The organism is Burkholderia ubonensis, assembly GCF_001718695.1.
Taxonomy (GTDB): domain Bacteria; phylum Pseudomonadota; class Gammaproteobacteria; order Burkholderiales; family Burkholderiaceae; genus Burkholderia; species Burkholderia ubonensis_B.
Window position 1 is genome coordinate 1220353 of record NZ_CP013420.1, and the last position, 21763, is coordinate 1242115.

Sequence of the window (21763 nt, forward strand, 5' to 3'; positions counted from 1 at the left end):
CGCGTTCGCCATGCCCGACTCCGCCTTGTCGCCCGCGGCCGGCGCACACCCGACCGATGTGTCGCATCGGCGCTTGCTCGCGCTCGCTTTCCCGATCGTCCTCGCGAACCTGACCCAGCCGATTCTCGGCGCGGTCGACACGGCCGTTGCCGGCCACCTCGACGGCGCGCAGTATCTCGGCGGCGTCACGCTCGGCGGGCTGGTCTTCAATTTCGTGTTCTGGGGCTTCGGCTTCCTGCGGATGGGCACGACGGGCCTCGTCGCGCAGGCGCACGGCGCGCGCGACGACAACGGCATCCGGCTGAACCTGCTGCGCGCACTGATCGCCGCGTTCGCGCTCGGCGCCGCGGTGCTGGCGCTGCAGGCGCCGCTGCTGTCGATTGCGCTCACCGCGCTGGGCGGCAGCGACGCGGTGCGCGCCACGGCGCTGACGTACGGCCACGCGCGGATCTGGAGCGCCCCGTTCGCGCTCGCGAACTACGTCGTGCTCGGCTACCTGCTCGGGGTGCAGCGGGTCCGGCTCGCGCTCGTCGCGCAGGTGTTCATCAACGCGGTGAACATCGGCGCGGTGCTGCTGTACGTGTACGGCTTCGACTGGGGCATCGCCGGCATCGGCGCCGCGACCGCCACCGCGGACGCGTGCGGCTTCGCGCTCGGCGCGTGGATGCTGTGGCGGCTGCGGCCGCGCGGCCTGCCGCCGCTCGCCGCGCGTGCGCTCATCGACCGCGCCGCGCTCGTGCGCCTCATCGCATTGAATCGCGACATCTTCATCCGCACGCTGTGCCTGCTGACCGCGTTCGGCTGGTTCGCGCACCTCGGTGCGCAACAGGGCGACGCGACGCTGGCGGCGAACGCACTGCTGCTCAACTTCCAGACCTTCATGGCGTACGGCCTCGACGGCTTCGCGCATGCGGCCGAAGCGCTCGTCGGCGCGGCGGCCGGTGCGCGCGATCGCGCGGCGTTCCGGCAGGCGGTCCGCGTCACGCTGTTCTGGTCCGCGCTCGGCGCGCTGGCGTTCACGCTCGTCTACTGGACGGCGGGCGGCTGGATCGTCGCGCGCCTGACCGACCAGGCGGCAATCCGCGCGGTCGCGGATCGCTATCTGCCGTGGGCCGCGCTCTCGCCCGTCGTGTCCGTGTGGGGATTCCTGCTCGACGGCGTGTTCATCGGCGCGACGCAGACCCGTGCGCTGCTGCGCGCAATGGTCGTGTCGTTCGCGGTGTTCGCCGCCGCCGCGCTCACCCTCGTCGGCCCGTTCGGCAATCACGGGCTCTGGCTCGCGCTGCTGCTGTTCATGGCCGCGCGCGGCGCGACGCTCGCGCGCTACCTGCCCGGCTTGTCGGCGCGGATCGGCGGCGACGCGCGGGCGGCGCCGACATCCGCCGCATAGGCGTTACTGCGTCGCGGACGGCGGCTCGGCCAGCATCGACGGCGGCGTCATGTCGGTCGGCACGCCGTGATAATCGGCCGGGTCCTGCGGCGGGTGGCCGCGGCGGGCCTGGCGGGGGTCGCTCGCGCAGCCGGCGAGGATCGATGCGGCCAGCACGGCCAGCACGAAACGGGTCATCAGGTCTTGCTCCGGAAAGGAACGCGCGCCTGCGGCGCGCTCGGGTCGGGCGAGTCTAACGGATTTCCGCCTTCGAAGTGGCGACGCGCATGTCCTACTATGTACTGATGGCGCTGTGCCGTTGAAAGGAGGCTGCCATGTCGTCTGAGGAAATCGCCGGCCTGATCGGCCTGTTCATCGGCCTGATGGTGCTGGTCGCCCTGTCGTACTTCGAGGCGCGCGAATACAAGCGCACTCACGGCGGCGAGGGCATGATCCACCACTGGATGGCGGAGCACCACCTGCTCGACTGGCGGCGCAAGCACTAAGCCGTCCCGCCGCCCTTCCCGTCTCGACCTGCGCGGAAGCGAGGTCGTCCTGCACCGTGCCGTTTGGGCACGGAGGGTGGGCTGTGTCGCGCAAAACAATGGGGAGCCGGATTCGCCGTCACTTGCGCTGAAAGGACAAGCGGACAAACGAACGAACGCCGCCGTGCGGTCTGCCGCCGGCGGCGTTCATGTGTGCGCACCCCGCGCGGGCGCACGTCCGATCGATGCTCAGCCCAGGAAGTGGCGGGCGTAGCGCGCGTTTATGTCGGACAGGCGGAACAGCGTCAGGAAATCCGCGCAGTTGAAGTCCGGATCCCAGGCGGGTGCGCCGCAGATCTTCGCGCCGAGCCGCAGGTAGCCCTTGATCAGCGGCGGCGGCGCAACGGCGACGCCGGTCTGCAGCTCGTCGACCGGCAGCGCCGTGTGCGGGAACGCGCGATATTCGGGATCGGTCAGTGCGCTGGCCGGCAGCGACTGGTACAGGTTCGCCGCGTAGTGGCCGCCGTCGGCCATCGACACGCTCGCGCAGCCGAGCATCGTCTCATAGCCGTTCTGCATCATGTACGCGCCGAGGCCGCCCCAGAGCGCCATGATGACCGCGCCGCTGCGATAGTCGCTATGCACGCACGAGCGGCCGACCTCGACCATCTTGCCGCGCAGGTGCGTCAGGCGCGACAGGTCGAATTCCCCTTCCGCGTACAGGCGGCCGACACGGGCGGCCTCGTGCGGCGGCAGCACGCGATACGTGCCGACGACCTTCAGGGTGTCGAGGTCGCGAACCAGCAGGTGGTCGCAATAGGCGTCGAAAGGATCCACGTCGAGACCGGCGGGACCGCTGACCTGCGCGCCCATCTCTTCGGCGAACACGCTGTAGCGCAGGCGCTGGGCCTCGCGCAGCTCGTCTTCCGTGCGCGCCCAAGCGGCGCGCAGGCGGAACTCCGCCGTGACGGTTTCAGCGGCGCGCGGCAGGTGGCGCCGCGCCGAGTCGAGGGGCAGCGAGGCAAAGGGGAGCGTAGGCGTCGGCAGTTCTCGCATTAGGCTTTCCTGATCGTAAGGAATAAGACGACATGCCCGCCAATTTAGTAACCGGCTGTGACCGTTACGTGGCAAGTCCGTGTCCGTTCAGTGACGTGTCGCCGAACTGACTTTAGCAGAAAGCTTGCGAAAACGTATGATCAAACCCTTCAAACCAGATCCGGCGTCAAGACGGCGCGCAGCACCGCCTGCCGGTTGCCGTTGCGCGTGCGGCTCGCGAGCCATACGATGCCGCCTTTCTTGATGCTCCAGCTGTCGTCACTGCCGGCCACCAGCTGCGCGGCGACGCTGCCGAGCGTCGGCTGGTGGCCGACGATCACCACCGTCGGCGCGATGCCGTCGGGCCAGCCGGCCGCCGCGAGCACGTCGTCGACGTCCGCGCCGGGCGCGAGCGCGTCGACGGTCCGGTACTGGTCGGTCAGCGCCTCGACCGTCTGCACGGTGCGCGCCGCCGGGCTCGCGAGGATCACGCTGCCGGCTTCCAGCCGGCCGCGCAGCCATTTCGCCATCGCCTGCGCCTCCTTGCGCCCGCGCGCGGTCAGCTGGCGCGCGAGGTCGCTCGCCGCGTAGTCTTCGGCCTCGGCGTGGCGCCACAGGATCAGGTTCATCATGGTTTTCTCCGCGGTGCGTGACGGGTTTGCACCACCACGGCACTCGAACATGCATCGTGCGATTGACCTGGCACGCTATTCAACGATAGAATCTTTGGCTCGTCGGAGCGTAGCGCAGCCTGGTAGCGCATCTGATTTGGGATCAGAGGGTCGTAGGTTCGAATCCTATCGCTCCGACCAAAGGAATCAAGGGGTTACATGCCAAAAGCGTGTAACCCCTTTTTCTTTTTGCGCAGTAGCGACCGGTTTTCACCGGCGCCAGCCCACGCACGAATCTTGCGACACCACGCGATAATATCCGTGATCAAACTCGCAACCGCGCATGAACGACCCAATTTTCAAAACCGCCCTCTTCGGCGCGCTGCTCGCGTTCGCCGCATCGTGCAACGCCGCACCCGGCAAATCGCTCGACGATGCGCTCGACTGTCATTCCAACGGCCACAAGTTCGTCGCGCCGCTGCTCGCCGCCGGCGATATCGAGCGGGAGCCGATGCACGTCGAGTCGAATTCGGTCAACGCGTTCCACACCGAGCACGAACTGACCGCCTACGGCTTCGGCGTCTACGTCGTGCTCGGCTACCAGGCGAACGACCCGATCTTCCGCCAGGGCAGCGGCACGCCGATCGGCGAATGGGCATACGGGGTCGTGGTCAAGGGCATGAAGAGCTCGGTCGAGGCGGCCGTGCGCAAGGCGGGCAGCGACGCGACCGTCAAGCAGGCGTTCCCGTTCCTGACGGCGATCGTGTGCTCTGACTGAGCGAGTCGCGCAGAATCCGGGCGCGCGCAAACGCGCCGCCCGCCCACGCGCGAACGCCGAACGCATCAAGCGCCGGTATAGACGACGCGATACGGGATGCCGACCTTCTCCCATTCCGCCGCCTCCTGGCTGAGGCTGTAGTCGGTCAGCGGATTCTGCTCGACCCACGCGCCCGGCAGGCGCACTTCGTAGCCGCCCTTCTTCATCTGGGTGACCGAAATGTCCGGCAGCCCCGCATCCGTGCGGCGCCGGCACAGCAGCGCGGCCAGCCGCAGGCAGAACAGCAGCGGCCATTCGACCTCGCGCGCCTGCGACAGCTTGCCGAGCTTGCCCGCATGGCCGAGCACGAGCGCGGCGAGCCGCGCCTGGTCGGTGCGCGAGAAACCCGGCATGTCCGCGTTGCTCGCGATGTAAGCGGAATGCTTGTGATACGCGCTGTGCGAAATCGACAGGCCGATCTCGTGCAGCGCCGCCGCCCAGCCGAGGAACATCCGGCTTTCCTCGCGGCGCTCGTCGTCCGGCTCGTCCTCGAGCTGGTCGTAGAAGCGCACCGCCAGCGCGGCGATCCGCTCGGCCTGCGCGCGATCCACGCCGTAGCGGCGCGTGAAGCCCTCGACGGTCACCGCGCGCATGTCCTCGTGCTGCGCGCGGCCGAGCAGGTCGTACAGCACGCCGAGGCGCAGCGCGCCGTCGGTCGTGTCGACGTAGTCGATGCCGAGCTCCTCGAACACCGCGAGCATGATCGCCAGCCCGCCCGCGAGCACCGGCACGCGGTCGGGCTTCAGCGCGACGAGCTTCAGCCGGTTGACGTTCTCGGACTTGATCAGCGCGCGCTTCAGGCGCTCCAGCCCGCCGCGCGAAATCCCGTGCGACACGCCGGGATCGTTGAAGCCGTTCGCCTCGACGAGCTCCGCGAGCGCGCGCGCGGTGCCCGACGAGCCGATCGCCTGGTCCCACCCCGCCTTCTTGTACTCGCCCGAGATGATCTGGATCTCGCGCTTCGCGGCGAGCTCGGCCTGCCGCATCGTGTATTCGTCGACGTTGCCGGCCGGGAAGAACGCGCGGCTGTGGCTCACGCAGCCGATGTACAGGCTTTCCATCACGAGCGGCGTGTAGTGCGAGCCGATGATGAATTCGGTCGAGCCGCCGCCGATGTCGACGACGAGCCGCTTGCCGGCGCTCGCCGGCACCGAATGCGCGGCGCCCGCATAGATCAGGCGCGCCTCTTCGCGGCCCGCGATCACCTCGATCGGGAAGCCGAGCGCCGCTTCGGCCTCGACGAGAAATTCGCCCGCGTTCTTCGCGACGCGCAGCGTGTTGGTCGCGACCGCACGCACGTGATCCGGATGGAAATCGCGCAGCCGTTCGCCGAATCGCTTGAGGGCCTCCCAGCCACGCTCCTGCGACGCGCGATCGAGCATCTTGTCGCTCGACAGGCCCGCTGCGAGCCGCACCGGCTCGCGCAGCGCGTCGACAGGATAGATCTGGCTGCCCGCCGGCGTCTCCTCGATGCGCCCGACGATCAGCCGGAAGCTGTTCGAGCCGAGATCCACGGCAGCCAGCAAGTGGGGGGTCGTAACCATCAGAAGGGGCTCCGTGCGCATGCACCGGCGGCAACCGCCGCCGCGATGCAGTGATTCAAAGGCGACATTTTAAGCGTGGAACGCGTGCCGGTGTCACGTTCGCCGGGCATGCGCCCCGCAGCATTGTATATAGGTGAAACATTTATGAGACGAAAGGTTTCCGGCGTAGAATTTGCCGATACCTAACGACCCGTGTCATCAGCACGTCATCGCACCGTGAGAGTTTCCGAGCGTCCTTTCGAGTCGTTGCCCGATCAGCCCCCTACTCTGCCGATGTCCGCCCGCTACCCGCTTCTCAATCGTGAACTCGGCATCCTGGGATTCAACGAGCGCGTGCTCGCACAGGCGGCCGACCCGCATGTCCCGCTGCTGGAGCGCCTGCGCTTCGTCTGCATCACGAGCAGCAACCTGGACGAATTCTTCGAAGTGCGGATGGCCGGCCTGCAGGAGCAGATCCGCGACAATCCCGGCGCGCTCACGCCCGACGGCATGTCGCTGCAACACGCTTACGACCTCGTCGTCGAGCGCGCGCAGCGGCTCGTGCACCGGCAGTACACGATGCTGCACGAAACTGTGCTGCCGGCGCTCGAGCAGGAAGGCATCTACTTCCACAGCAGCGATTCGTGGAACGACGAGCAGACCGAGTGGGCGCGGCGCTACTTCTTCGACGAGCTGCTGCCGGTGCTGACGCCGATCGGCCTCGATCCCGCGCACCCGTTTCCGCGCGTGCTGAACAAGAGCCTGAACTTCGTCGTCGAGCTCGAGGGCCGCGACGCGTTCGGCCGCCAGGCCGTGCTCGGCATCGTGCAGGCGCCGCGCGCGCTGCCGCGCGTCGTGCGCATGCCGCAGCCGCTGTCCGGATTCGAGCACGGCTTCGTGCTGCTGAGCTCGTTCATGCAGCGCTTCGTCGGCGAGCTGTTCCCGCAGCTCGTCGTGAAGAGCTGCAACCAGTTCCGCATCACGCGCAACAGTGAGCTGTTCGTCGACGAAGACGAAATCACGAACCTGCGCGTCGCGCTGCAGGGCGAACTGCCCGCGCGCCACCTCGGCAACGCGGTGCGCCTCGAGGTGTCCGCCGACACGCCGCCGCACATCGTGCGGCGCCTGCTCGAGGAAGGCGGGCTCGGCGAGAAGGATTGCTATCGGGTGATCGGCTCGGTGAACCTCGTGCGGCTGATGCAGATCCCCGATCTCGTCGACCGGCCGGACCTGAAATTCGCGCCGTTCACCGCGTCGATCCCGCCGGGAATCGCGAATGCGCCGTCGATGTTCGACGCGATCGACGACGGCGACATCCTGCTGCATCACCCGTACGAGAGCTTCCAGCCCGTGCTCGAGCTGCTGCAGCAGGCGGCGCAGGACCCGAGCGTCGTCGCGATCAAGCAGACGATCTACCGCACCGGCACCGATTCGCCGCTGATGGACGCGCTGATGGAAGCCGCGCGCAACGGCAAGGAAGTGACCGTCGTCGTCGAGCTGCTCGCGCGCTTCGACGAGGAAACCAACATCAACTGGGCGTCGCAGCTCGAAGCCGTCGGCGCGCACGTCGTGTACGGCGTCGTCGGGCACAAGTGCCACGCGAAGATGATGCTGATCGTGCGGCGCGTCGTGCAGGGCGGCAAGGCGTCGCTGCGCCGCTACGTGCACCTCGGCACCGGCAACTACCATCCGCGCACCGCGCGCCTCTATTCCGACTTCGGGCTGATGACGGCCGACCAGAAGATCTGCGAGGACGTGCATCACGTGTTCCAGCAGCTGACCGGCATCGGCGGCGAGCTGACGCTGCACGAGCTGTGGCAGTCGCCGTTCACGCTGCATCCGCGCATCATCGACGGCATCCGCGCCGAAACCGAGAACGCGCGCGCCGGCAAGCGCGCACGCATCGTCGCGAAGATGAACGCGCTGCTCGAGCCGTCGGTGATCGCCGCGCTGTACGAAGCGTCGCAGGCGGGCGTGAAGGTCGACCTGATCGTGCGCGGCGTCTGCGCGCTGAAGCCGGGCGTGCCGGGGCTGTCGGACAACATCACGGTGCGCTCGATCGTCGGCCGCTTCCTCGAGCATCACCGCATCTACTATTTCCACGCGAACGGCGCGGAAGACGTGTACCTGTCGAGCGCGGACTGGATGGACCGCAACCTGTTCCGCCGCGTCGAGGTCGCGTTCCCGATCCGCGAGCGCAAGCTCAAGCGCCGCGTGATCGCGGAAGGCCTGTCGGTGTTTCTCGGCGACAACCAGTCGGCATGGCTGATGCAAAGCGACGGCCACTATCGCCGACGCCGCGCGGGCAAGACGACGCGCAACGCGCAGCTCGGCCTGCTCGCGAAGTTCTGCTCGTAGCGACGCCGTGCGCGCGCTCGCGCGCCGCGCAGCAAACGAAAAAGCACAACCCGCGGGTTGTGCTTTTTTCATTCCGGGCCGCGCGCCGATGCAGCGCCCGGCGCGCGCGTTACACGCTCACGCCTCGAACGCCGCGGGCCGGATCGCGATCACGCGCGACGCCGGGAACCGCGCGGTGAACGTGCTGCCGCGTCCTTCCTCGCTCTGGATGTACAGGTGCGCGTCGTGCCGCTGCAGCACATGCTTGACGATCGCGAGCCCGAGGCCGGTGCCGCCCGTGTCGCGCGACCGGCTGCGGTCGACGCGGTAGAAGCGTTCGGTCAGCCGCGGCAGGTCGGCCGCCGGTATGCCGAACCCGCTGTCGGTCACCGAGAACACCGCCTGCGCGCCTTCGCGCCGCCACGACACGACGATCTTGCCGCCCTCCGGCGTATAGCGGATCGCGTTGATCACGAGGTTCGCGAACGCGCTGAAGATCTCCGTCTGCGCACCGGCGACCGCAAGCGTGTCGTCGAGCGTGAACGAGATGTCGTGATGCCCGTTCGACAGCGACTGCGCGTCTTCCTTCAGATGGTCGAACACGGAGCGCATGTCGATCGCGCGGTCGGCGGCCGGCTTGCCGTCGCCTTCGAGCTTCGCGAGCACCAGCAGGTCGGTGACGATGTGCCGCATCCGCGACGCCTGCTGCTCCATCAGGTCGAGGTAGCGGGCACGGTCTTCCTCGTTCAGCGGCAGTTCGCGCATCGTCTCGAGGAAGCCCGACAGCACGGTGAGCGGCGTCTTCAGCTCGTGCGACACGTTCGCGACGAAGTCGCGCCGCATCGCGTCGGTGCGCTCGAGCTCGGTGATGTCCTGCGTCAGCAGCAGCTTGCGGTTCTCGCCGTACGGGAACACCTGCACCGCGAGCACGTTCTGCCGCGCGTCGCCCATCCCGTGCATCACGAGCATCTCCTCGTAATGCTGCGAATTCAGGTAGCGGACGAAATCCGGATGCCTGACGAGATTCGTGACGTGCTGGCGCAGGTCGCGCTTCGCATCGAGGCCGAAATGCACTTCGGCGATCGCGTTGCACCATTCGATCGTGTCGTGCTCGTCGAGCATCGCGACGCCGTTCGGCGACGCCTGGATTGCCTGGATGAAGCGCGAATGCTGCTGCTCGACCTGCCGCACCTGCGCATGCCACTGCTTCGCGAGCTTGTGCAGCCGGTAGTAGATCTCGCCCCAGATGCCGGGCGCGCTCGGCACTTCGCCGTATACCGGCGCGTCGAGCAGCCGCCACAGGCGCTGCGTATGAAACGTGCTGAAAAAACCCTGTGCGGCCAGCATCACGGCCGCGAACACGAGCGCGGCCGTCGGGCCGGCGAAGAAGCCGACCAGTACGCTGATCAGCACGAGCAACACGAGCGACACCAGAAAGCGCGCCCAGATGATGTTCATGATTCAGCGTCCGAAAAGTTGAAATGCCTGCGCGACGCACGATGCGCCGCCCACGTGCTTCACGCGTGCTTCGCGAGCCGGTAGCCGCTGCCGCGGACCGTTTCGATCATCGCGTCGCAACCCGCCGGCTTGAGGGCCGCACGCAATCGCTTGATATGCACGTCGACGGTGCGTTCCTCGACGAACACGTGGTCGCCCCACACCTGGTCGAGCAGCTGCGTGCGGCTGTGCACGCGCTCCGGGTGGGTCATGAAGAAGTGCAGCAGGCGGAACTCGGTCGGGCCGAGATCGAGCTTGATCTCGCTGCCGTCCGCGTGCGCGGCGACCCGGTGCGTGGCCGGGTCGAGACGCAGCCCGTTGATCGACACGACGTCCTCGGTCAGCTGCGGCGCGCGGCGGCGCAGCACCGCCTTGATGCGCGCCATCAGCTCCTTCGGCGAGAACGGCTTGGTCACGTAGTCGTCCGCGCCGATCTCGAGGCCGAGCACCTTGTCCTGCTCGTCGCCGCGCGCGGTCAGCATGATGATCGGGATGTGCTTGGTGCGCTCGTTGTTGCGCAGGTCGCGCGCGAACGCGATGCCGGACTTGCCCGGCAGCATCCAGTCGAGCAGCACGAGATCGGGCAGCACGTCGCTGATCAGGTTCGCCGCCTGCTCCGCGTTGTACGCGCGGATCGGGCAGTGTCCGGCATGCTGGAGATTCACCGAGATCAGCTCGGATATCGCGGGTTCGTCTTCGATGACGAGAATGTTGCTGGGCATCGGCACCTCGTTGTTCGCCTTGTACCTTGACGTGTTAGCTGTTGGCTTCGCGATCGAGCGTGTCGCGCGGCTGGTGCCGCACGTCGGTGCCCTTCACGATGTAGATGATGAATTCGGCGAGGTTCTTCGCGTGGTCGCCGATCCGTTCGATCGCCTTCGCGATGAACAGGTATTCGAGGCCGACCGAGATCGTGCGCGGATCTTCCTGCATGTACGACACGAGCTTGCGCACGAACGCGCGGAATTCCTGGTCGATCTCCTTGTCGTCCTTGACGATCTGCGCGGCGGCGACCGTGTCGAGCCGCGCGAACGCGTCGAGCGCGCGGCGCAGGATCGTCACGGCCATCTCACCCGACACCTTGATCTCGGCGATGTTGACCGCGCGCGCGGCCGGCTCGTCGATCAGGCGGCGCACGCGTTTCGCGATCTTCTCCGCCTCGTCGCCGGCGCGCTCGAGGTTCGTGATCGTTTTCGAGATCGACATCAGGAGGCGCAGGTCGCGCGCGGCCGGCTGGCGGCGCGCGATGATGTTGCCGCACTCCTGGTCGATCTCGACTTCCATCGTGTTCAGGATCTCTTCGTTCGCGATCACCTTCTCGGCCGCAGCGCGGTCGAATTCGTTCAGCGCGTGCATCGCGCCCGTGATCTGCGCCTCGACGAGCCCGCCCATCTCCAGCACCTTCGACGACACGGCATTGAGATCGGCGTCGAACTGGCTCGACAAATGTTTATCCGACATGGCTGTTGTTCTCCGTCATCAACCGAAGCGGCCGGTGATGTAGTCTTCCGTTTCCTTGCGTACCGGCTTGATGAAGATCTTCTCGGTCTCGCCGAATTCGATCAGCTCGCCCAGGTACATGTAGGCCGTGTAGTCCGAGCAGCGCGCCGCCTGCTGCATGTTGTGCGTGACGATCACGACCGTATAGTCGCTCTTCAGCTCCGCGATCAGCTCTTCGATGCGGCCCGTCGAGATCGGGTCGAGCGCCGAGCACGGCTCGTCGAGCAGCAGCACTTCCGGACGGATCGCGATGCCGCGCGCGATGCACAGACGCTGCTGCTGGCCGCCGGACAGGCCGTAGCCGCTCTGGCCCAGCTTGTCCTTCACTTCGTTCCACAGCGCGGCCTTCGTCAGCGCCCATTCGACGCGGTCGTCCATTTCCGAGCGCGTGAGCTTCTCGAACATTTTCACGCCGAATGCGATGTTGTCATAGATCGACATCGGAAACGGGGTCGGTTTCTGGAACACCATGCCGATCCGCGCGCGCAACAGCGAGATGTCGCGCTTGGTGGTCAGCAGGTTCTCGCCGTCCATCAGGATCTCGCCTTCGGCGCGCTGCTCCGGATAGAGCGCGTACATCTTGTTGAACGTGCGCAGCAGCGTCGACTTGCCGCAGCCCGACGGGCCGATGAACGCCGTCACCTTCCCTTCGGGAATGCGCAGGTTGATGTTCTTCAGCGCGTGGAACTTGTTGTAGAAGAAGTTGAGATTGTTGACCTCGATCTTCGCGTTCAGCGGCGCGAGCGGACGGCCGTCCGTCGCGCCGTGCGTCCCGGCCGGCGCGGCGACACGTTCGATGGGATTCAGGTGGCTTTCTGCCATGTTCATCGGATTGCTCCGCCGTTACTGTTTCGAGAAGATCGAGCGCGCGAGGACGTTGAGTCCGAGCACGCCGAGGGTGATCAGGAACACGCCCGCCCATGCGAGCGACTGCCATTCCGCGAACGGGCTCATCGCGAACTTGAAGATCGTGACCGGCAGGTTCGCCATCGGCTGGCTCATGTCCCACGAGAAGAACTGGTTCGACAGCGCGGTGAACAGCAGCGGCGCCGTTTCGCCGGCAATCCGCGCGACCGCGAGCAGCACGCCCGTGATGATGCCGCCCACCGACGCGCGCAGCGTGATCTTCAGCACCATCCGCCACTTCGGCGTGCCGAGCGCGAAGGCCGCTTCGCGCAGCGCGTTCGGCACGAGCTTCAGCATGTTCTCGGTCGTGCGGATCACGATCGGGATCTGCAGCAGCGCGAGCGCGATCACGCCGGCCCAGCCGGAGAAGCGGCCCGACTTCGCGACGACGAGCGCGTAGACGAACAGGCCCACGACGATCGACGGCGCCGACAGCAGGATGTCGTTGATGAAGCGGATCGTGCTCGCGAGCGGGTTGGTCCTGCCGTATTCGGCGAGGTAGACGCCCGCCAGGATGCCGATCGGCGTGCCGACCAGCGTGCCGAAACCGACCAGCAGCAGGCTGCCGACGATCGCGTTCGCGAGGCCGCCGCCCGCGGTGTTCGGCGGCGGGGTCGATTCGGTGAACATTTGCACCGACAGGCCGCCGACGCCGAGGTGCAGCGTCGTGTAGAGGATCCACACGAGCCACATCAGGCCGAACGCCATCGCGCCGAGCGACGCGGTGAGCGCGATCGCGTTGACGATCTTGCGCTTGCGCTGGAGCCGGCTGCGCATCGCGTCGAGCACGGCGCCGTCCGGGCCGGGGAAGTTCAGTACGGGCTCGCTCATTTCTTGCCCTCTCCTTTCTCGAGACGCAGCAGCAGCAGTTTGGAGATGGCCAGCACGATGAAGGTGATCACGAACAGGATCAGGCCCAGCTCCATCAGCGCGGCCGTATGCAGGCCGGGCGACGCTTCGGCGAACTCGTTCGCGAGCGCCGACGTGATGCTGTTGCCGGGCGAGAACAGCGACACGTTGTCGAGCAGGTTCGTGTTGCCGATCACGAACGTCACGGCCATCGTTTCGCCGAGCGCGCGGCCGAGGCCGAGCATCACGCCGCCGATCACGCCGGTCTTCGTATAGGGCAGCACGATCTTCCACATCACTTCCCAGGTCGTGCAGCCGATCCCGTACGCCGATTCCTTCAGCAGCACGGGCGTGACCTCGAACACGTCGCGCATCACCGACGCGATGTACGGGATGATCATGATCGCGAGGATCACGCCGGCGGCAAGAATGCCGATGCCGATCGGCGGGCCGGCGAACAGCGCGCCGAGCACCGGCACGCCGTCGAACAGGCGGCCGACCGGTTTCTGGAAATAGGTGGCGAAGATCGGCGCGAACACGAGCAGCCCCCACATCCCGTAGACGATCGACGGGATCGCGGCGAGCAGCTCGATGGCGATGCCGAGCGGACGGCGCAGCCAGACCGGCGACAGCTCGGTGAGGAACAGCGCGATGCCGAAGCTGACGGGCACCGCGATCACCAGCGCGATGACCGACGTGACGAGGGTGCCGTAGATCGGCACGAGCGCGCCGTAGACATCCGAATTGGGATCCCATTCGGACTGCCACAGGAAGCCGAGGCCGAACTTCTGGATGGTCGGCATCGACGCGATGATCAGCGAGACGATGATGCCGCCGAGGAGCAGCAGGGTGACGATGGCGGCGAGCCGGGCGAGGCCGCCGAACAGGATGTCGCCGAGGCGGCCGGGCGCGTGCTGCTGCGCATTGCCGGCGGACCGGGAGGACACGTATGGAATATCAGACATGGGCGCCTGCTTCTGAATGCCGGGCGCCTTGACGCCCGGCCTTACCGCACGAACACTGCCCGGCCTGCGCGGCCGGGCAGCGAACCGCTGTGACGCTTACTCCGTGGCGATCGGCTTGCCCGCCGTATCCGTCACCTTGACCTTCCACTGCTTGCGGATTTCCGCTTCGACCGCCGGCGGCAGCGAGATGTAGTCGAGGCTGTCAGCCGCCTTCTCGCCGTTCTTGAACGCCCAGCTGAAGAACTTCAGCGTTTCCGCGCCCTGCTCCGGCTTGTCCTGCTTCGCGTGCAGCAGCACGAACGTCGCGCCGACGACCGGCCATGCTTCCTTGCCCGGCTGGTTCGTCAGGATCTGGTAGAACGACTTCGACCAGTTCGCGCCGGCGGCAGCGGCCTTGAAGGTTTCCGTCTTCGGCTCGACCACCGTGCCCGTCGAGTTCTTCAGCGCGGTGTAGACCATGCTGTTCTTCTTCGCGTACGCCCACTCGACGTAGCCGATCGCGCCCGGCAGACGCTGCACGAATGCCGCGACGCCGTCGTTGCCCTTGCCGCCCGTGCCGGTCGGCCAGTTGACCGTCGTGCCTTCGCCGACCTTCGACTTCCACTCGTCGTTGACCTTCGACAGGTAGTTCGTCCAGATGAAGCTCGTGCCCGAGCCGTCCGCACGGCGCACGACCGCGATGTCGGTATCCGGCAGCTTGACCTTCGGGTTCAGCGCGGCGATCGCCGGGTCGTTCCACTTCTTGATCTTGCCGAGGTAGATGTCGCCGAGCACCGGGCCCGACAGCGTCAGTTCACCTGCCTTCACGCCCGGCACGTTGATGACCGGCACCACGCCGCCGACCACCGTCGGGAACTGGAACAGGCCGTCCTTCGCGAGTTCGTCGTCCTTCAGCGGCGCGTCCGAACCGGCAAAATCGACCGTCTTCGCATTGATCTGCTTCAGGCCGCCCGACGAGCCGATGCCCTGGTAGTTGATCTTCGCGCCGCCGGCCTGCTGGTAATCGGCAGCCCATTTCGTGTAGATCGGCATCGCGAACGTGCTGCCTGCGCCCGTGATGTCGGCGGCGTGCGCAGCAACAGCGAAGAGTGCGCCAGCCAGGCCGGCAATCGCGGTTTGCATCAATTTCATGAGACCTCCAGTGTGTGAGCGGATGACTACGGCACCGCGAAGGTTAGGGGCTCCTCATGACAGTACTGTGACAATCAATGAAACTGGCGTGACAGTAACATGACTACTTGAAAGGTGATATTCGGTGAAGCGCGAGCCCGTGTACGCGCGCGGCGCGCTGGGAAAAGCGGCAAGAATTGCCCGTTGCGCGGAGTGGCCGCGCCCCGTTTCGGGCAGTGTGCGGCGCAGGGCGCGCCGCTTCCCGCATCGCGCACCGCCCGGTGCGCGCTCGTCTTCCGGTTGGGCGCAGAAGACTTCATCGAGTACGAAGGACGCCATCGAGAGCGTCCTCTATTTATTAGCGCAAACCTTTGCGTCTGACGAATTGACGACGCTCACGGTAGCTCGGCCATCGTTCAGCCGGCATGCGCGATCGAATCGTCACGCGTGCCGGCCGCCCGCCTCGCTCAGCTCGTCGCTTCGCGCACCGCGTCGGCGATCGCCTCGGCGTGACGGCTCGCGTCCGCCGCCTGCTCCGCCTCGACCATCACGCGCAGCACGGGCTCGGTGCCCGATGCACGGATCAGCACGCGGCCGCTGCCGGCCAGCGCCTGTTCCGCGCCGTCGATCGCGGCCCGGATCGACGCATTGCCCTTCCAGTCCGCGCCGGGCTTCATCCGCACGTTGATCAGCTTCTGCGGGAACAGCGTGACGCCGTCGAGCATCTGCGCAAGCGTGCGGCCGCTGCGCTTGAGCGCCGCGAGCACCAGCAGCGCCGACACGATGCCGTCGCCGGTCGTATGCCGGTCGAGCGACAGGATATGACCCGACCCTTCCGCGCCGAGCTGCCAGCCGTGCTCGCGCAGCCGCTCGAGCACGTAGCGGTCGCCGACCGCCGCACGCACGAACTGCACGCCCTCGCGTTGCAGCGCGACTTCGACGGCGAGATTCGTCATCAGCGTTCCCACCGCCCCTTCGACTCGGCCGTTAGTTGCGATCCGGTCCTTGACCAGCACGTACAGCAGCTCGTCGCCGTTGAACAGCCGCCCGGTCGAGTCGACGACCTGCAGGCGGTCCGCGTCGCCGTCGAGCGCGATGCCGAGATCCGCGTGATTCGCCCGCACCGCGCGCACCAGCGCATCGGGCGCGGTCGCGCCGACGCCGTCGTTGATGTTGAAGCCGTTCGGCGCGACGCCGATCGGGATCACGTCCGCGCCCAGTTCGTGGAACACGTGCGGCGCGACCTGGTACGCGGCGCCGTGCGCGCAGTCGACGACGAGCTTCATCCCGCGCAGGTCGAACGCCGCGGGGAACGTGCTCTTGCAGAACTCGATGTAGCGGCCGGCCGCATCGTCGAGGCGGCGCGCCTTGCCGAGCCCGTCCGACGGCGCGCACTCGAGCGGCTTGCCGAGCCACGCCTCGATCGCGGCTTCGGTTTCGTCGGGCAGCTTGTTGCCGTCCGCGGAAAAGAACTTGATGCCGTTGTCGTGATACGGATTGTGCGACGCGCTGATCACGACGCCCGCCGACAGGCGCAGCGCGCGCGTCAGGTACGCGACGCCCGGCGTCGGCATCGGGCCGGCCAGCATCACGTCGACACCGGCCGCGGAGAAGCCCGCCTCCAGCGCCGCCTCGAGCATGTAGCCCGATACGCGCGTGTCCTTGCCGATCAGCACGGTCGGGCGCGCGCCCGCCGCGACGTCAGCCGAGCCGGCCAGCACCTTGCCCGCCGCGTAGCCGAGCCGCAACACGAAATCGGGCGTGATCGGCGCTTCGCCGACGGTGCCGCGGATGCCGTCCGTACCGAAGTATCGACGTCCCATGCGAACCTTCCTCCTTCGTCTTTCCTGAACTCTGACTTATCGTTGCCGCGCGGCTTCGCGCACGGCGTTCCAAACTTTCAATGCATCGACCGTCGCGGCCACGTCGTGCACCCGCACGATCGCGGCGCCCCGCTCCACCGCGCACACCGCGGCCGCGACGCTCGCCGCGACGCGCCCGGCCGGCGGCTTGCCGCCGATCACCGCGCCGAGCATCGACTTGCGCGACATCCCCGCGAGAATCGGGTAAGGCCGGCCGTCGGGCCGCGCGGGCGTCGTATCGGGCAGCGCGGCGAGCAGCGCATAGTTGTGTTCGATCACCGCCTTGCCGAACCCGAAACCGGGGTCGACGCAGATGCGTTCCGCCGCGACGCCGGCGTCCATCAACGCTTGCGCACGCTCGGCGAGGAAATCGCGCACGTCGGCGACCACGTCCCGATAGTCAGGCTCGTGCACCTGCATCGTCCGCGGCTCGCCGAGCATGTGCATCGCGCACAGGCCGCAGTGGCCGTCGCGCACGGCCTCGATCGCGCCGGCCTGGCGAAAGCCCCAAATATCGTTGATCAGGTCCGCGCCGGCGGCCAGCGCCGCGCGCATCACGGCCGGCTTGTACGTATCGACCGACAGCGGCACGTTCAGCGGGCGCAATGCGTCGACCAGCGGAATCACGCGCGCGAGCTCCTCGTCGAGCGGCACCGGCGGCGCGCCCGGGCGGGTCGATTCGCCGCCGATGTCGAGAATGTCGGCGCCCTCCGCGAGCATCCGCTCGGCCTGGCGCAACGCATCGTCATGGGCGAGGAAACGGCCGCCGTCGGAGAACGAGTCGGGCGTCGCGTTGAGGATGCCCATCACGAGCGGGCGTTCGAACGTCAGCGTGAAGCGGCCGCACTGCAGGTGCGCCGGAATGAATGACGGAGAGACGGGATCGGACACGAGCGACAAACGTGGAATGAATGCAAAACGGGCCGGTGTGAAAGCCACACCAGCCCGTCAACGGTACGACAGCGGGAATCAGGCCGGCGACGCGGGCGCCGGCGCGTTGCCCGGCTTGACCTCGGCGCCGGTGCCGCCCGATGATGCATCCCCGCCGACGGTCGGCGAGCTCTTCGGCGAGCGCGGCGGACGGCCTTCCATGATGTCGTTGATCTGATCGGCGTCGATCGTCTCCCACTCCATCAGCGCGGCGGTCATCGCCTCGACCTTGTCGCGGTTCTCCTCCAGCAGGCGGCGAGCGAGGCTGTACTGGTCATCCAGCACGCGGCGGATTTCCGCATCGACCTTCTGCTGCGTCGCTTCCGAAATCGTCCGCGTGAAGCCGCGGCCGAACGGGCTTGCACATCGCTCTCGTCGTCGGCATAGACCATCGGGCCGAGCGCGTCGGTCATGCCGAACCGGGCCACCATCGCGCGCGCCGTCTGCGTCGCCTTGTTGAAGTCGTCCGATGCGCCGGTGCTGACGAGGTTCATGAAGAGCTCCTCGGCCACGCGCCCACCGAACAGGATCGCGAGGCGGTCCAGCAGGTAGTCCTTCGAATACGTCTCGTTGTCGTGCTCCGGCAGTTGCCACGTGACGCCCAGCGCACGGCCGCGCGGAATGATCGTGACCTTGTGCACCGGATCGGCCTTCGGCAGCAGCTTCGCGATCACCGCATGGCCCGACTCGTGGTACGCGGTCGCGCGCTTCGCTTCCTCGCGGATCACCGCGGACTTGCGCTCCGGACCCATGAAGATCTTGTCCTTCGCGTCCTCGAAGTCCTGCATCTCGACGATGCGCTTGCCGCGACGCGCGGCGAACAGCGCCGCCTCGTTGACGAGGTTCGCGAGATCGGCGCCCGAGAAGCCCGGCGTGCCGCGCGCGATCACTGCCGCGTCGACGTCGTTCGCGATCGGCACCTTGCGCAGGTGGACGCGCATGATCTGCTCGCGGCCGCGGATGTCCGGCAGGCCGACATAGACCTGGCGGTCGAAACGGCCCGGACGCAGCAGCGCCTTGTCGAGCACGTCGGACCGGTTGGTCGCGGCGATCACGATCACGCCCGAATTCGCTTCGAAGCCGTCCATCTCGACGAGCATCTGGTTCAGCGTCTGCTCGCGCTCGTCGTTGCCGCCGCCCATGCCGGCGCCGCGATGACGGCCGACCGCGTCGATTTCGTCGATGAACACGATGCACGGCGCATGCTTCTTCGCCTGCTCGAACATGTCGCGCACGCGGGCCGCGCCGACGCCGACGAACATTTCGACGAAGTCGGAGCCCGAGATGCTGAAGAACGGCACCTTCGCTTCACCCGCGATCGCGCGGGCGAGCAGCGTCTTGCCGGTGCCCGGAGGGCCGACCAGCAGCACGCCGCGCGGAATGCGGCCGCCAAGCTTCTGGAATTTCTGCGGATCGCGCAGGAAGTCGACGAGCTCGGACACTTCTTCCTTCGCTTCGTCGCAGCCCGCGACGTCGGAGAAGTTGACCGCGTTGTTGTTTTCGTCGATCAGCCGCGCACGCGATTTGCCGAACGAGAACGCGCCGCCTTTGCCGCCGCCCTGCATCTGCCGCATCATGTAGAACCAGAAACCGATGATCAGGATCGTCGGCCCGAGGTAGTACAGCGCGGACATCAGCGCGTTCGGCTCGTCGTCGGCCTTGCCGCTGACCTGCACGCCATACTTCATCAGATCGCCGACCATCCAGATGTCGCCGGGCGACACGATCTGGTATTTCTGGCCATCAGCCGGAGTGACGGTGAGGTTGCGCCCCTGCACGACGACAGTCTTGACCTTGCCGTTCTTGGCGTCGTCCATGAACTGCGAATAGGACACGCCTTCCTGGACGCGGGGCTTGTCGAACTGCTTGAACACCGTAAACAGCACCAGTGCGATCACCAGCCACACTGCTGCCTTCGAAAACATATTGTTGTTCAAAGCACCACTCCTTCACTCGTAGACGAGCGCCTACATTTTCCTTGCGGCGCCCCTCAGGCATTCTAATCCAGTCCGACCACCCCTGCCATAAGCATTGACAACCGTCGCGATAGCGAACGGCTTGTCCGGCAAGGGCCGGAGCCCGTTTGCGGCTCCCCGGCTCCGCGTCAGCGCGGATGCTTCAGGTGCCGCCCCAAGATGAACGTTTCGGACGATTTGTCGCGGGACGCCTTGGGCTTGCGCGGCGCGACAATCTTAAACTGCTGCTTGAATTTCTCGACAATCTGGCTGTAGCCGCTGCCGTGGAAGCACTTCACCAGCAGCGCGCCATCCGGCTTCAGATGATTCTGCGAGAATTCGAGCGCGAGATCGCACACGTGCTCGATGCGCGCCGCGTCCGCGGAGGCGACCCCTGACAGGTTGGGGGCCATGTCGGAAATTACAAGGTCAACCGGCCGGCCTTCGAGGACGGCCTCCAGTTGATGCAGCACCTCGTCCTCGCGAAAGTCGCCCTGGATGAAGTGCACGTCGGCGATCGGCTCCATCGGCAGCATGTCGAGCGCGACGATCGTGCCGTCGATCCCGCCTTCGCGCACCGCGTCGCGTTTCTTGCCCTGCGCGAGCTTGTTGCGCGCGTACTGGCTCCAGCTGCCGGGCGCCGCGCCGAGATCGACGATCACCTGGCCGGGACGAATCAGCTTGTCCTGTTCGTCGATTTCCTTCAGCTTGTAAGCGGCGCGCGCGCGATAGCCCTCCCGTTGCGCCATTTTGACGTACGGGTCGTTGATGTGGTCGTGCAGCCAGTGCTGGTTGAAGCGGTTCTTTGCCATTCGAGAGAGAGATTACTGCCATTTGCTTCGTGAAGCCGCGCTTTTGGCGGATAATACGCGTCTTCTTCGCGCGGCTGCGGCCTCAATCAGGCCCAAGCCGCGATTTTACGTGGTTTCGGCGCGCGGCTCACACGGCGGATGCCGGTGTTGCGCGCCCTTATTTTTGAATTCGACATTCCATGCCAGCCCTTTCGCTTTCTCCCGCCGAGCGCTCCGCGCTGCGCTCCGAAGCCCATGCGCTCAAGCCCGTCGTGCTGATCGGCGCCGAGGGGCTCACCGACGCGGTCCTGAAGGAAATCAAGGTGCACCTTGACGCGCACCAGCTGATCAAGATTCGCGTGTTCGGCGACGAGCGCGATGAACGCATCGCGATCTACGACGAAATCTGCGACCGGCTGAACGCCGCGCCGATCCAGCATATCGGCAAGCTGCTCGTGATCTGGAAGCCCGAGGAAGCCGCGCCCGCGCCGGCTCGCGGCCGCCGCAGCGGCGCCCTGCCGAGCGCGGCCGAAGCCGCCGCCGACAAGAAGGGCCGCGCGCCGCGTACCGTGAAGGTCGTCAAGGTGTCGCCGAACGCAAGCCCGGTGCGCCGTCCGAAGCCGCAAAAGGTGACGGTGCGCGGCAACGAGCGCGTGACCGCCGGCGGCACCGTCAAGCGCGCGAAAAAGCGCCAGGCGAGCACCAAGCGGCCGTTCCAGGACAAATAAGCCCGCCCGGGCGCCCGGCTCGCGACGCTTATGCGTCGCGAGCCGGCAAGCGCCAGATCAGCATCAGCCCGAGCACGCTCTCGACCAGGTAGAACAGGCTCGAGACGCCGTGCAGCATCCCGAACCGGCTCGCATACGGCGAGTTCGCGATATCGGTGCCCGCGTCCATCGCGGCCACGCGCAGCGCGTTCATGAACGGCTGCAGCGCGAAATACCCGATCAGCACGCAGCCGACCATCGCCGCGAGAATCCAGCGCACGCGGCGGTATTCGTCGCAGCCGCGCCGCACCTGCTGGTTCGACAGCACGAGCAGCAGCACGCCGCACACCACGCCGACGACCGCCTCGATGCGGAACAGCTGGGCGGCAACCGAGCCGGCCGTCATCCGCTCCAGTGAACGAAACAGCACGGGCGCGACCGCATACCCGATCGTCAGCAGGCTGCCGACCCAGACGGCCGACAGCAGACGGAACACGCGATGCGGCATCGTGTC

General features: G+C 66.9%; 20 protein-coding genes, 1 tRNA gene and 1 pseudogene. 6 read left to right on the plus strand and 16 right to left on the minus strand.

Features of this window, described 5'->3' with window-relative positions; translation table 11 throughout:
* Positions 1 to 10 precede the first annotated feature (10 nt).
* Positions 11 to 1390, plus strand: coding sequence for an MATE family efflux transporter (locus WJ35_RS05445; protein ID WP_060231034.1), 1380 nt, complete (start codon positions 11 to 13; stop codon positions 1388 to 1390).
* Positions 1391 to 1393: 3 nt separating this feature from the next.
* Here WJ35_RS05445 and WJ35_RS31760 read toward each other — a convergent pair whose 3' ends face one another.
* On the minus strand, positions 1394 to 1567 hold the full coding sequence (locus tag WJ35_RS31760; protein WP_010092638.1) for a hypothetical protein: 174 nt from the start codon (positions 1565 to 1567) through the stop codon (positions 1394 to 1396).
* Positions 1568 to 1704: 137 nt separating this feature from the next.
* Here WJ35_RS31760 and WJ35_RS31765 point away from each other — a divergent pair, with 137 nt between their 5' ends.
* A complete protein-coding gene (locus WJ35_RS31765; protein ID WP_174963998.1) occupies positions 1705 to 1875 on the plus strand; it encodes a hypothetical protein in 171 nt (56 codons plus the stop codon).
* Positions 1876 to 2103: 228 nt separating this feature from the next.
* Here WJ35_RS31765 and WJ35_RS05450 read toward each other — a convergent pair whose 3' ends face one another.
* Positions 2104 to 2910, minus strand: coding sequence for a GNAT family N-acetyltransferase (locus WJ35_RS05450; RefSeq protein WP_010092640.1), 807 nt, complete (start codon positions 2908 to 2910; stop codon positions 2104 to 2106).
* Between the two features lie 149 nt (positions 2911 to 3059).
* On the minus strand, positions 3060 to 3521 hold the full coding sequence (gene sixA / locus WJ35_RS05455; RefSeq protein ID WP_060231031.1) for a phosphohistidine phosphatase SixA: 462 nt from the start codon (positions 3519 to 3521) through the stop codon (positions 3060 to 3062).
* A gap of 103 nt (positions 3522 to 3624) precedes the next feature.
* Between sixA and WJ35_RS05460 the strand changes: the two genes are divergently transcribed.
* A tRNA-Pro gene (locus WJ35_RS05460) sits at positions 3625 to 3701 on the plus strand.
* A gap of 142 nt (positions 3702 to 3843) precedes the next feature.
* The gene (locus WJ35_RS05465; protein ID WP_069238864.1) at positions 3844 to 4278 is read left to right on the plus strand and encodes a hypothetical protein; all 435 of its coding nucleotides are present in this window, start codon (positions 3844 to 3846) and stop codon (positions 4276 to 4278) included.
* 65 nt (positions 4279 to 4343) lie between these two features.
* Here the strand turns inward: WJ35_RS05465 and ppx are convergent, their stop codons facing one another.
* Positions 4344 to 5861 carry an exopolyphosphatase gene (gene ppx / locus WJ35_RS05470; RefSeq protein WP_059537697.1) on the minus strand — a complete coding sequence of 506 codons (1518 nt, stop codon included), beginning with the start codon at positions 5859 to 5861 and terminating at the stop codon, positions 4344 to 4346.
* A 273-nt stretch (positions 5862 to 6134) separates the two neighbouring features.
* Between ppx and ppk1 the strand changes: the two genes are divergently transcribed.
* Positions 6135 to 8198, plus strand: a complete 2064-nt coding sequence (ppk1, locus tag WJ35_RS05475) for a polyphosphate kinase 1 (RefSeq protein ID WP_060230990.1) — start codon at positions 6135 to 6137, stop codon at positions 8196 to 8198.
* Between the two features lie 117 nt (positions 8199 to 8315).
* On the opposite strand, the gene phoR is transcribed toward ppk1, so the two are convergent.
* The 11 genes and pseudogenes from phoR to WJ35_RS05530 form a co-directional block, all read right to left on the minus strand.
* Positions 8316 to 9635, minus strand: coding sequence for a phosphate regulon sensor histidine kinase PhoR (gene phoR, locus WJ35_RS05480; protein WP_069238865.1), 1320 nt, complete (start codon positions 9633 to 9635; stop codon positions 8316 to 8318).
* Between the two features lie 59 nt (positions 9636 to 9694).
* On the minus strand, positions 9695 to 10396 hold the full coding sequence (gene phoB, locus WJ35_RS05485; RefSeq protein ID WP_010092659.1) for a phosphate regulon transcriptional regulator PhoB: 702 nt from the start codon (positions 10394 to 10396) through the stop codon (positions 9695 to 9697).
* A 34-nt stretch (positions 10397 to 10430) separates the two neighbouring features.
* The gene (gene phoU / locus WJ35_RS05490) at positions 10431 to 11135 is read right to left on the minus strand and encodes a phosphate signaling complex protein PhoU (RefSeq protein WP_010092660.1); all 705 of its coding nucleotides are present in this window, start codon (positions 11133 to 11135) and stop codon (positions 10431 to 10433) included.
* 18 nt (positions 11136 to 11153) lie between these two features.
* Positions 11154 to 12002 carry a phosphate ABC transporter ATP-binding protein PstB gene (pstB, locus tag WJ35_RS05495; RefSeq protein WP_010092661.1) on the minus strand — a complete coding sequence of 283 codons (849 nt, stop codon included), beginning with the start codon at positions 12000 to 12002 and terminating at the stop codon, positions 11154 to 11156.
* A gap of 15 nt (positions 12003 to 12017) precedes the next feature.
* Complete coding sequence (gene pstA / locus WJ35_RS05500) at positions 12018 to 12911, minus strand: phosphate ABC transporter permease PstA (RefSeq protein ID WP_060230984.1); 894 nt, start codon at positions 12909 to 12911, stop codon at positions 12018 to 12020.
* On the minus strand, positions 12908 to 13894 hold the full coding sequence (gene pstC, locus WJ35_RS05505) for a phosphate ABC transporter permease PstC (RefSeq protein ID WP_059491392.1): 987 nt from the start codon (positions 13892 to 13894) through the stop codon (positions 12908 to 12910). Before pstC ends, pstA begins: the two co-directional genes overlap by 4 nt.
* Positions 13895 to 13990: 96 nt before the next feature.
* On the minus strand, positions 13991 to 15025 hold the full coding sequence (gene pstS / locus WJ35_RS05510) for a phosphate ABC transporter substrate-binding protein PstS (protein WP_029226592.1): 1035 nt from the start codon (positions 15023 to 15025) through the stop codon (positions 13991 to 13993).
* 446 nt (positions 15026 to 15471) lie between these two features.
* Positions 15472 to 16827, minus strand: a complete 1356-nt coding sequence (gene glmM / locus WJ35_RS05515) for a phosphoglucosamine mutase (RefSeq protein WP_069238866.1) — start codon at positions 16825 to 16827, stop codon at positions 15472 to 15474.
* Positions 16828 to 16863: 36 nt separating this feature from the next.
* Positions 16864 to 17757 carry a dihydropteroate synthase gene (gene folP / locus WJ35_RS05520; RefSeq protein ID WP_069239408.1) on the minus strand — a complete coding sequence of 298 codons (894 nt, stop codon included), beginning with the start codon at positions 17755 to 17757 and terminating at the stop codon, positions 16864 to 16866.
* A gap of 78 nt (positions 17758 to 17835) precedes the next feature.
* A pseudogene (ftsH, locus tag WJ35_RS05525) lies at positions 17836 to 19733 on the minus strand (ATP-dependent zinc metalloprotease FtsH).
* Positions 19734 to 19900: 167 nt separating this feature from the next.
* Positions 19901 to 20563: an RlmE family RNA methyltransferase gene (locus tag WJ35_RS05530; RefSeq protein ID WP_010092668.1), complete on the minus strand. Its 663-nt coding sequence runs from the start codon at positions 20561 to 20563 to the stop codon at positions 19901 to 19903.
* Between the two features lie 179 nt (positions 20564 to 20742).
* On the opposite strand from WJ35_RS05530, the gene WJ35_RS05535 reads away from it, so the two are divergent.
* On the plus strand, positions 20743 to 21270 hold the full coding sequence (locus WJ35_RS05535; protein ID WP_010092669.1) for a YhbY family RNA-binding protein: 528 nt from the start codon (positions 20743 to 20745) through the stop codon (positions 21268 to 21270).
* Between the two features lie 28 nt (positions 21271 to 21298).
* Here the strand turns inward: WJ35_RS05535 and WJ35_RS05540 are convergent, their stop codons facing one another.
* Positions 21299 to 21757 carry a DUF4149 domain-containing protein gene (locus WJ35_RS05540; protein ID WP_010092670.1) on the minus strand — a complete coding sequence of 153 codons (459 nt, stop codon included), beginning with the start codon at positions 21755 to 21757 and terminating at the stop codon, positions 21299 to 21301.
* Positions 21758 to 21763 lie beyond the last annotated feature (6 nt).

Coding starts and splice junctions, on each gene's coding strand:
- WJ35_RS05445 (WP_060231034.1), top strand. CDS start 11: ATGCCCGACTCCGCCTTGTCGCCCGCGGCCGGCGCACACCCGACCGAT.
- WJ35_RS31760 (WP_010092638.1), bottom strand. CDS start 1,567: ATGACCCGTTTCGTGCTGGCCGTGCTGGCCGCATCGATCCTCGCCGGC.
- WJ35_RS31765 (WP_174963998.1), top strand. CDS start 1,705: ATGTCGTCTGAGGAAATCGCCGGCCTGATCGGCCTGTTCATCGGCCTG.
- WJ35_RS05450 (WP_010092640.1), bottom strand. CDS start 2,910: ATGCGAGAACTGCCGACGCCTACGCTCCCCTTTGCCTCGCTGCCCCTC.
- sixA (WP_060231031.1), bottom strand. CDS start 3,521: ATGATGAACCTGATCCTGTGGCGCCACGCCGAGGCCGAAGACTACGCG.
- WJ35_RS05465 (WP_069238864.1), top strand. CDS start 3,844: ATGAACGACCCAATTTTCAAAACCGCCCTCTTCGGCGCGCTGCTCGCG.
- ppx (WP_059537697.1), bottom strand. CDS start 5,861: ATGGTTACGACCCCCCACTTGCTGGCTGCCGTGGATCTCGGCTCGAAC.
- ppk1 (WP_060230990.1), top strand. CDS start 6,135: ATGTCCGCCCGCTACCCGCTTCTCAATCGTGAACTCGGCATCCTGGGA.
- phoR (WP_069238865.1), bottom strand. CDS start 9,635: ATGAACATCATCTGGGCGCGCTTTCTGGTGTCGCTCGTGTTGCTCGTG.
- phoB (WP_010092659.1), bottom strand. CDS start 10,396: ATGCCCAGCAACATTCTCGTCATCGAAGACGAACCCGCGATATCCGAG.
- phoU (WP_010092660.1), bottom strand. CDS start 11,135: ATGTCGGATAAACATTTGTCGAGCCAGTTCGACGCCGATCTCAATGCC.
- pstB (WP_010092661.1), bottom strand. CDS start 12,002: ATGAACATGGCAGAAAGCCACCTGAATCCCATCGAACGTGTCGCCGCG.
- pstA (WP_060230984.1), bottom strand. CDS start 12,911: ATGAGCGAGCCCGTACTGAACTTCCCCGGCCCGGACGGCGCCGTGCTC.
- pstC (WP_059491392.1), bottom strand. CDS start 13,894: ATGTCTGATATTCCATACGTGTCCTCCCGGTCCGCCGGCAATGCGCAG.
- pstS (WP_029226592.1), bottom strand. CDS start 15,025: ATGAAATTGATGCAAACCGCGATTGCCGGCCTGGCTGGCGCACTCTTC.
- glmM (WP_069238866.1), bottom strand. CDS start 16,827: ATGGGACGTCGATACTTCGGTACGGACGGCATCCGCGGCACCGTCGGC.
- WJ35_RS05530 (WP_010092668.1), bottom strand. CDS start 20,563: ATGGCAAAGAACCGCTTCAACCAGCACTGGCTGCACGACCACATCAAC.
- WJ35_RS05535 (WP_010092669.1), top strand. CDS start 20,743: ATGCCAGCCCTTTCGCTTTCTCCCGCCGAGCGCTCCGCGCTGCGCTCC.
- WJ35_RS05540 (WP_010092670.1), bottom strand. CDS start 21,757: ATGCCGCATCGCGTGTTCCGTCTGCTGTCGGCCGTCTGGGTCGGCAGC.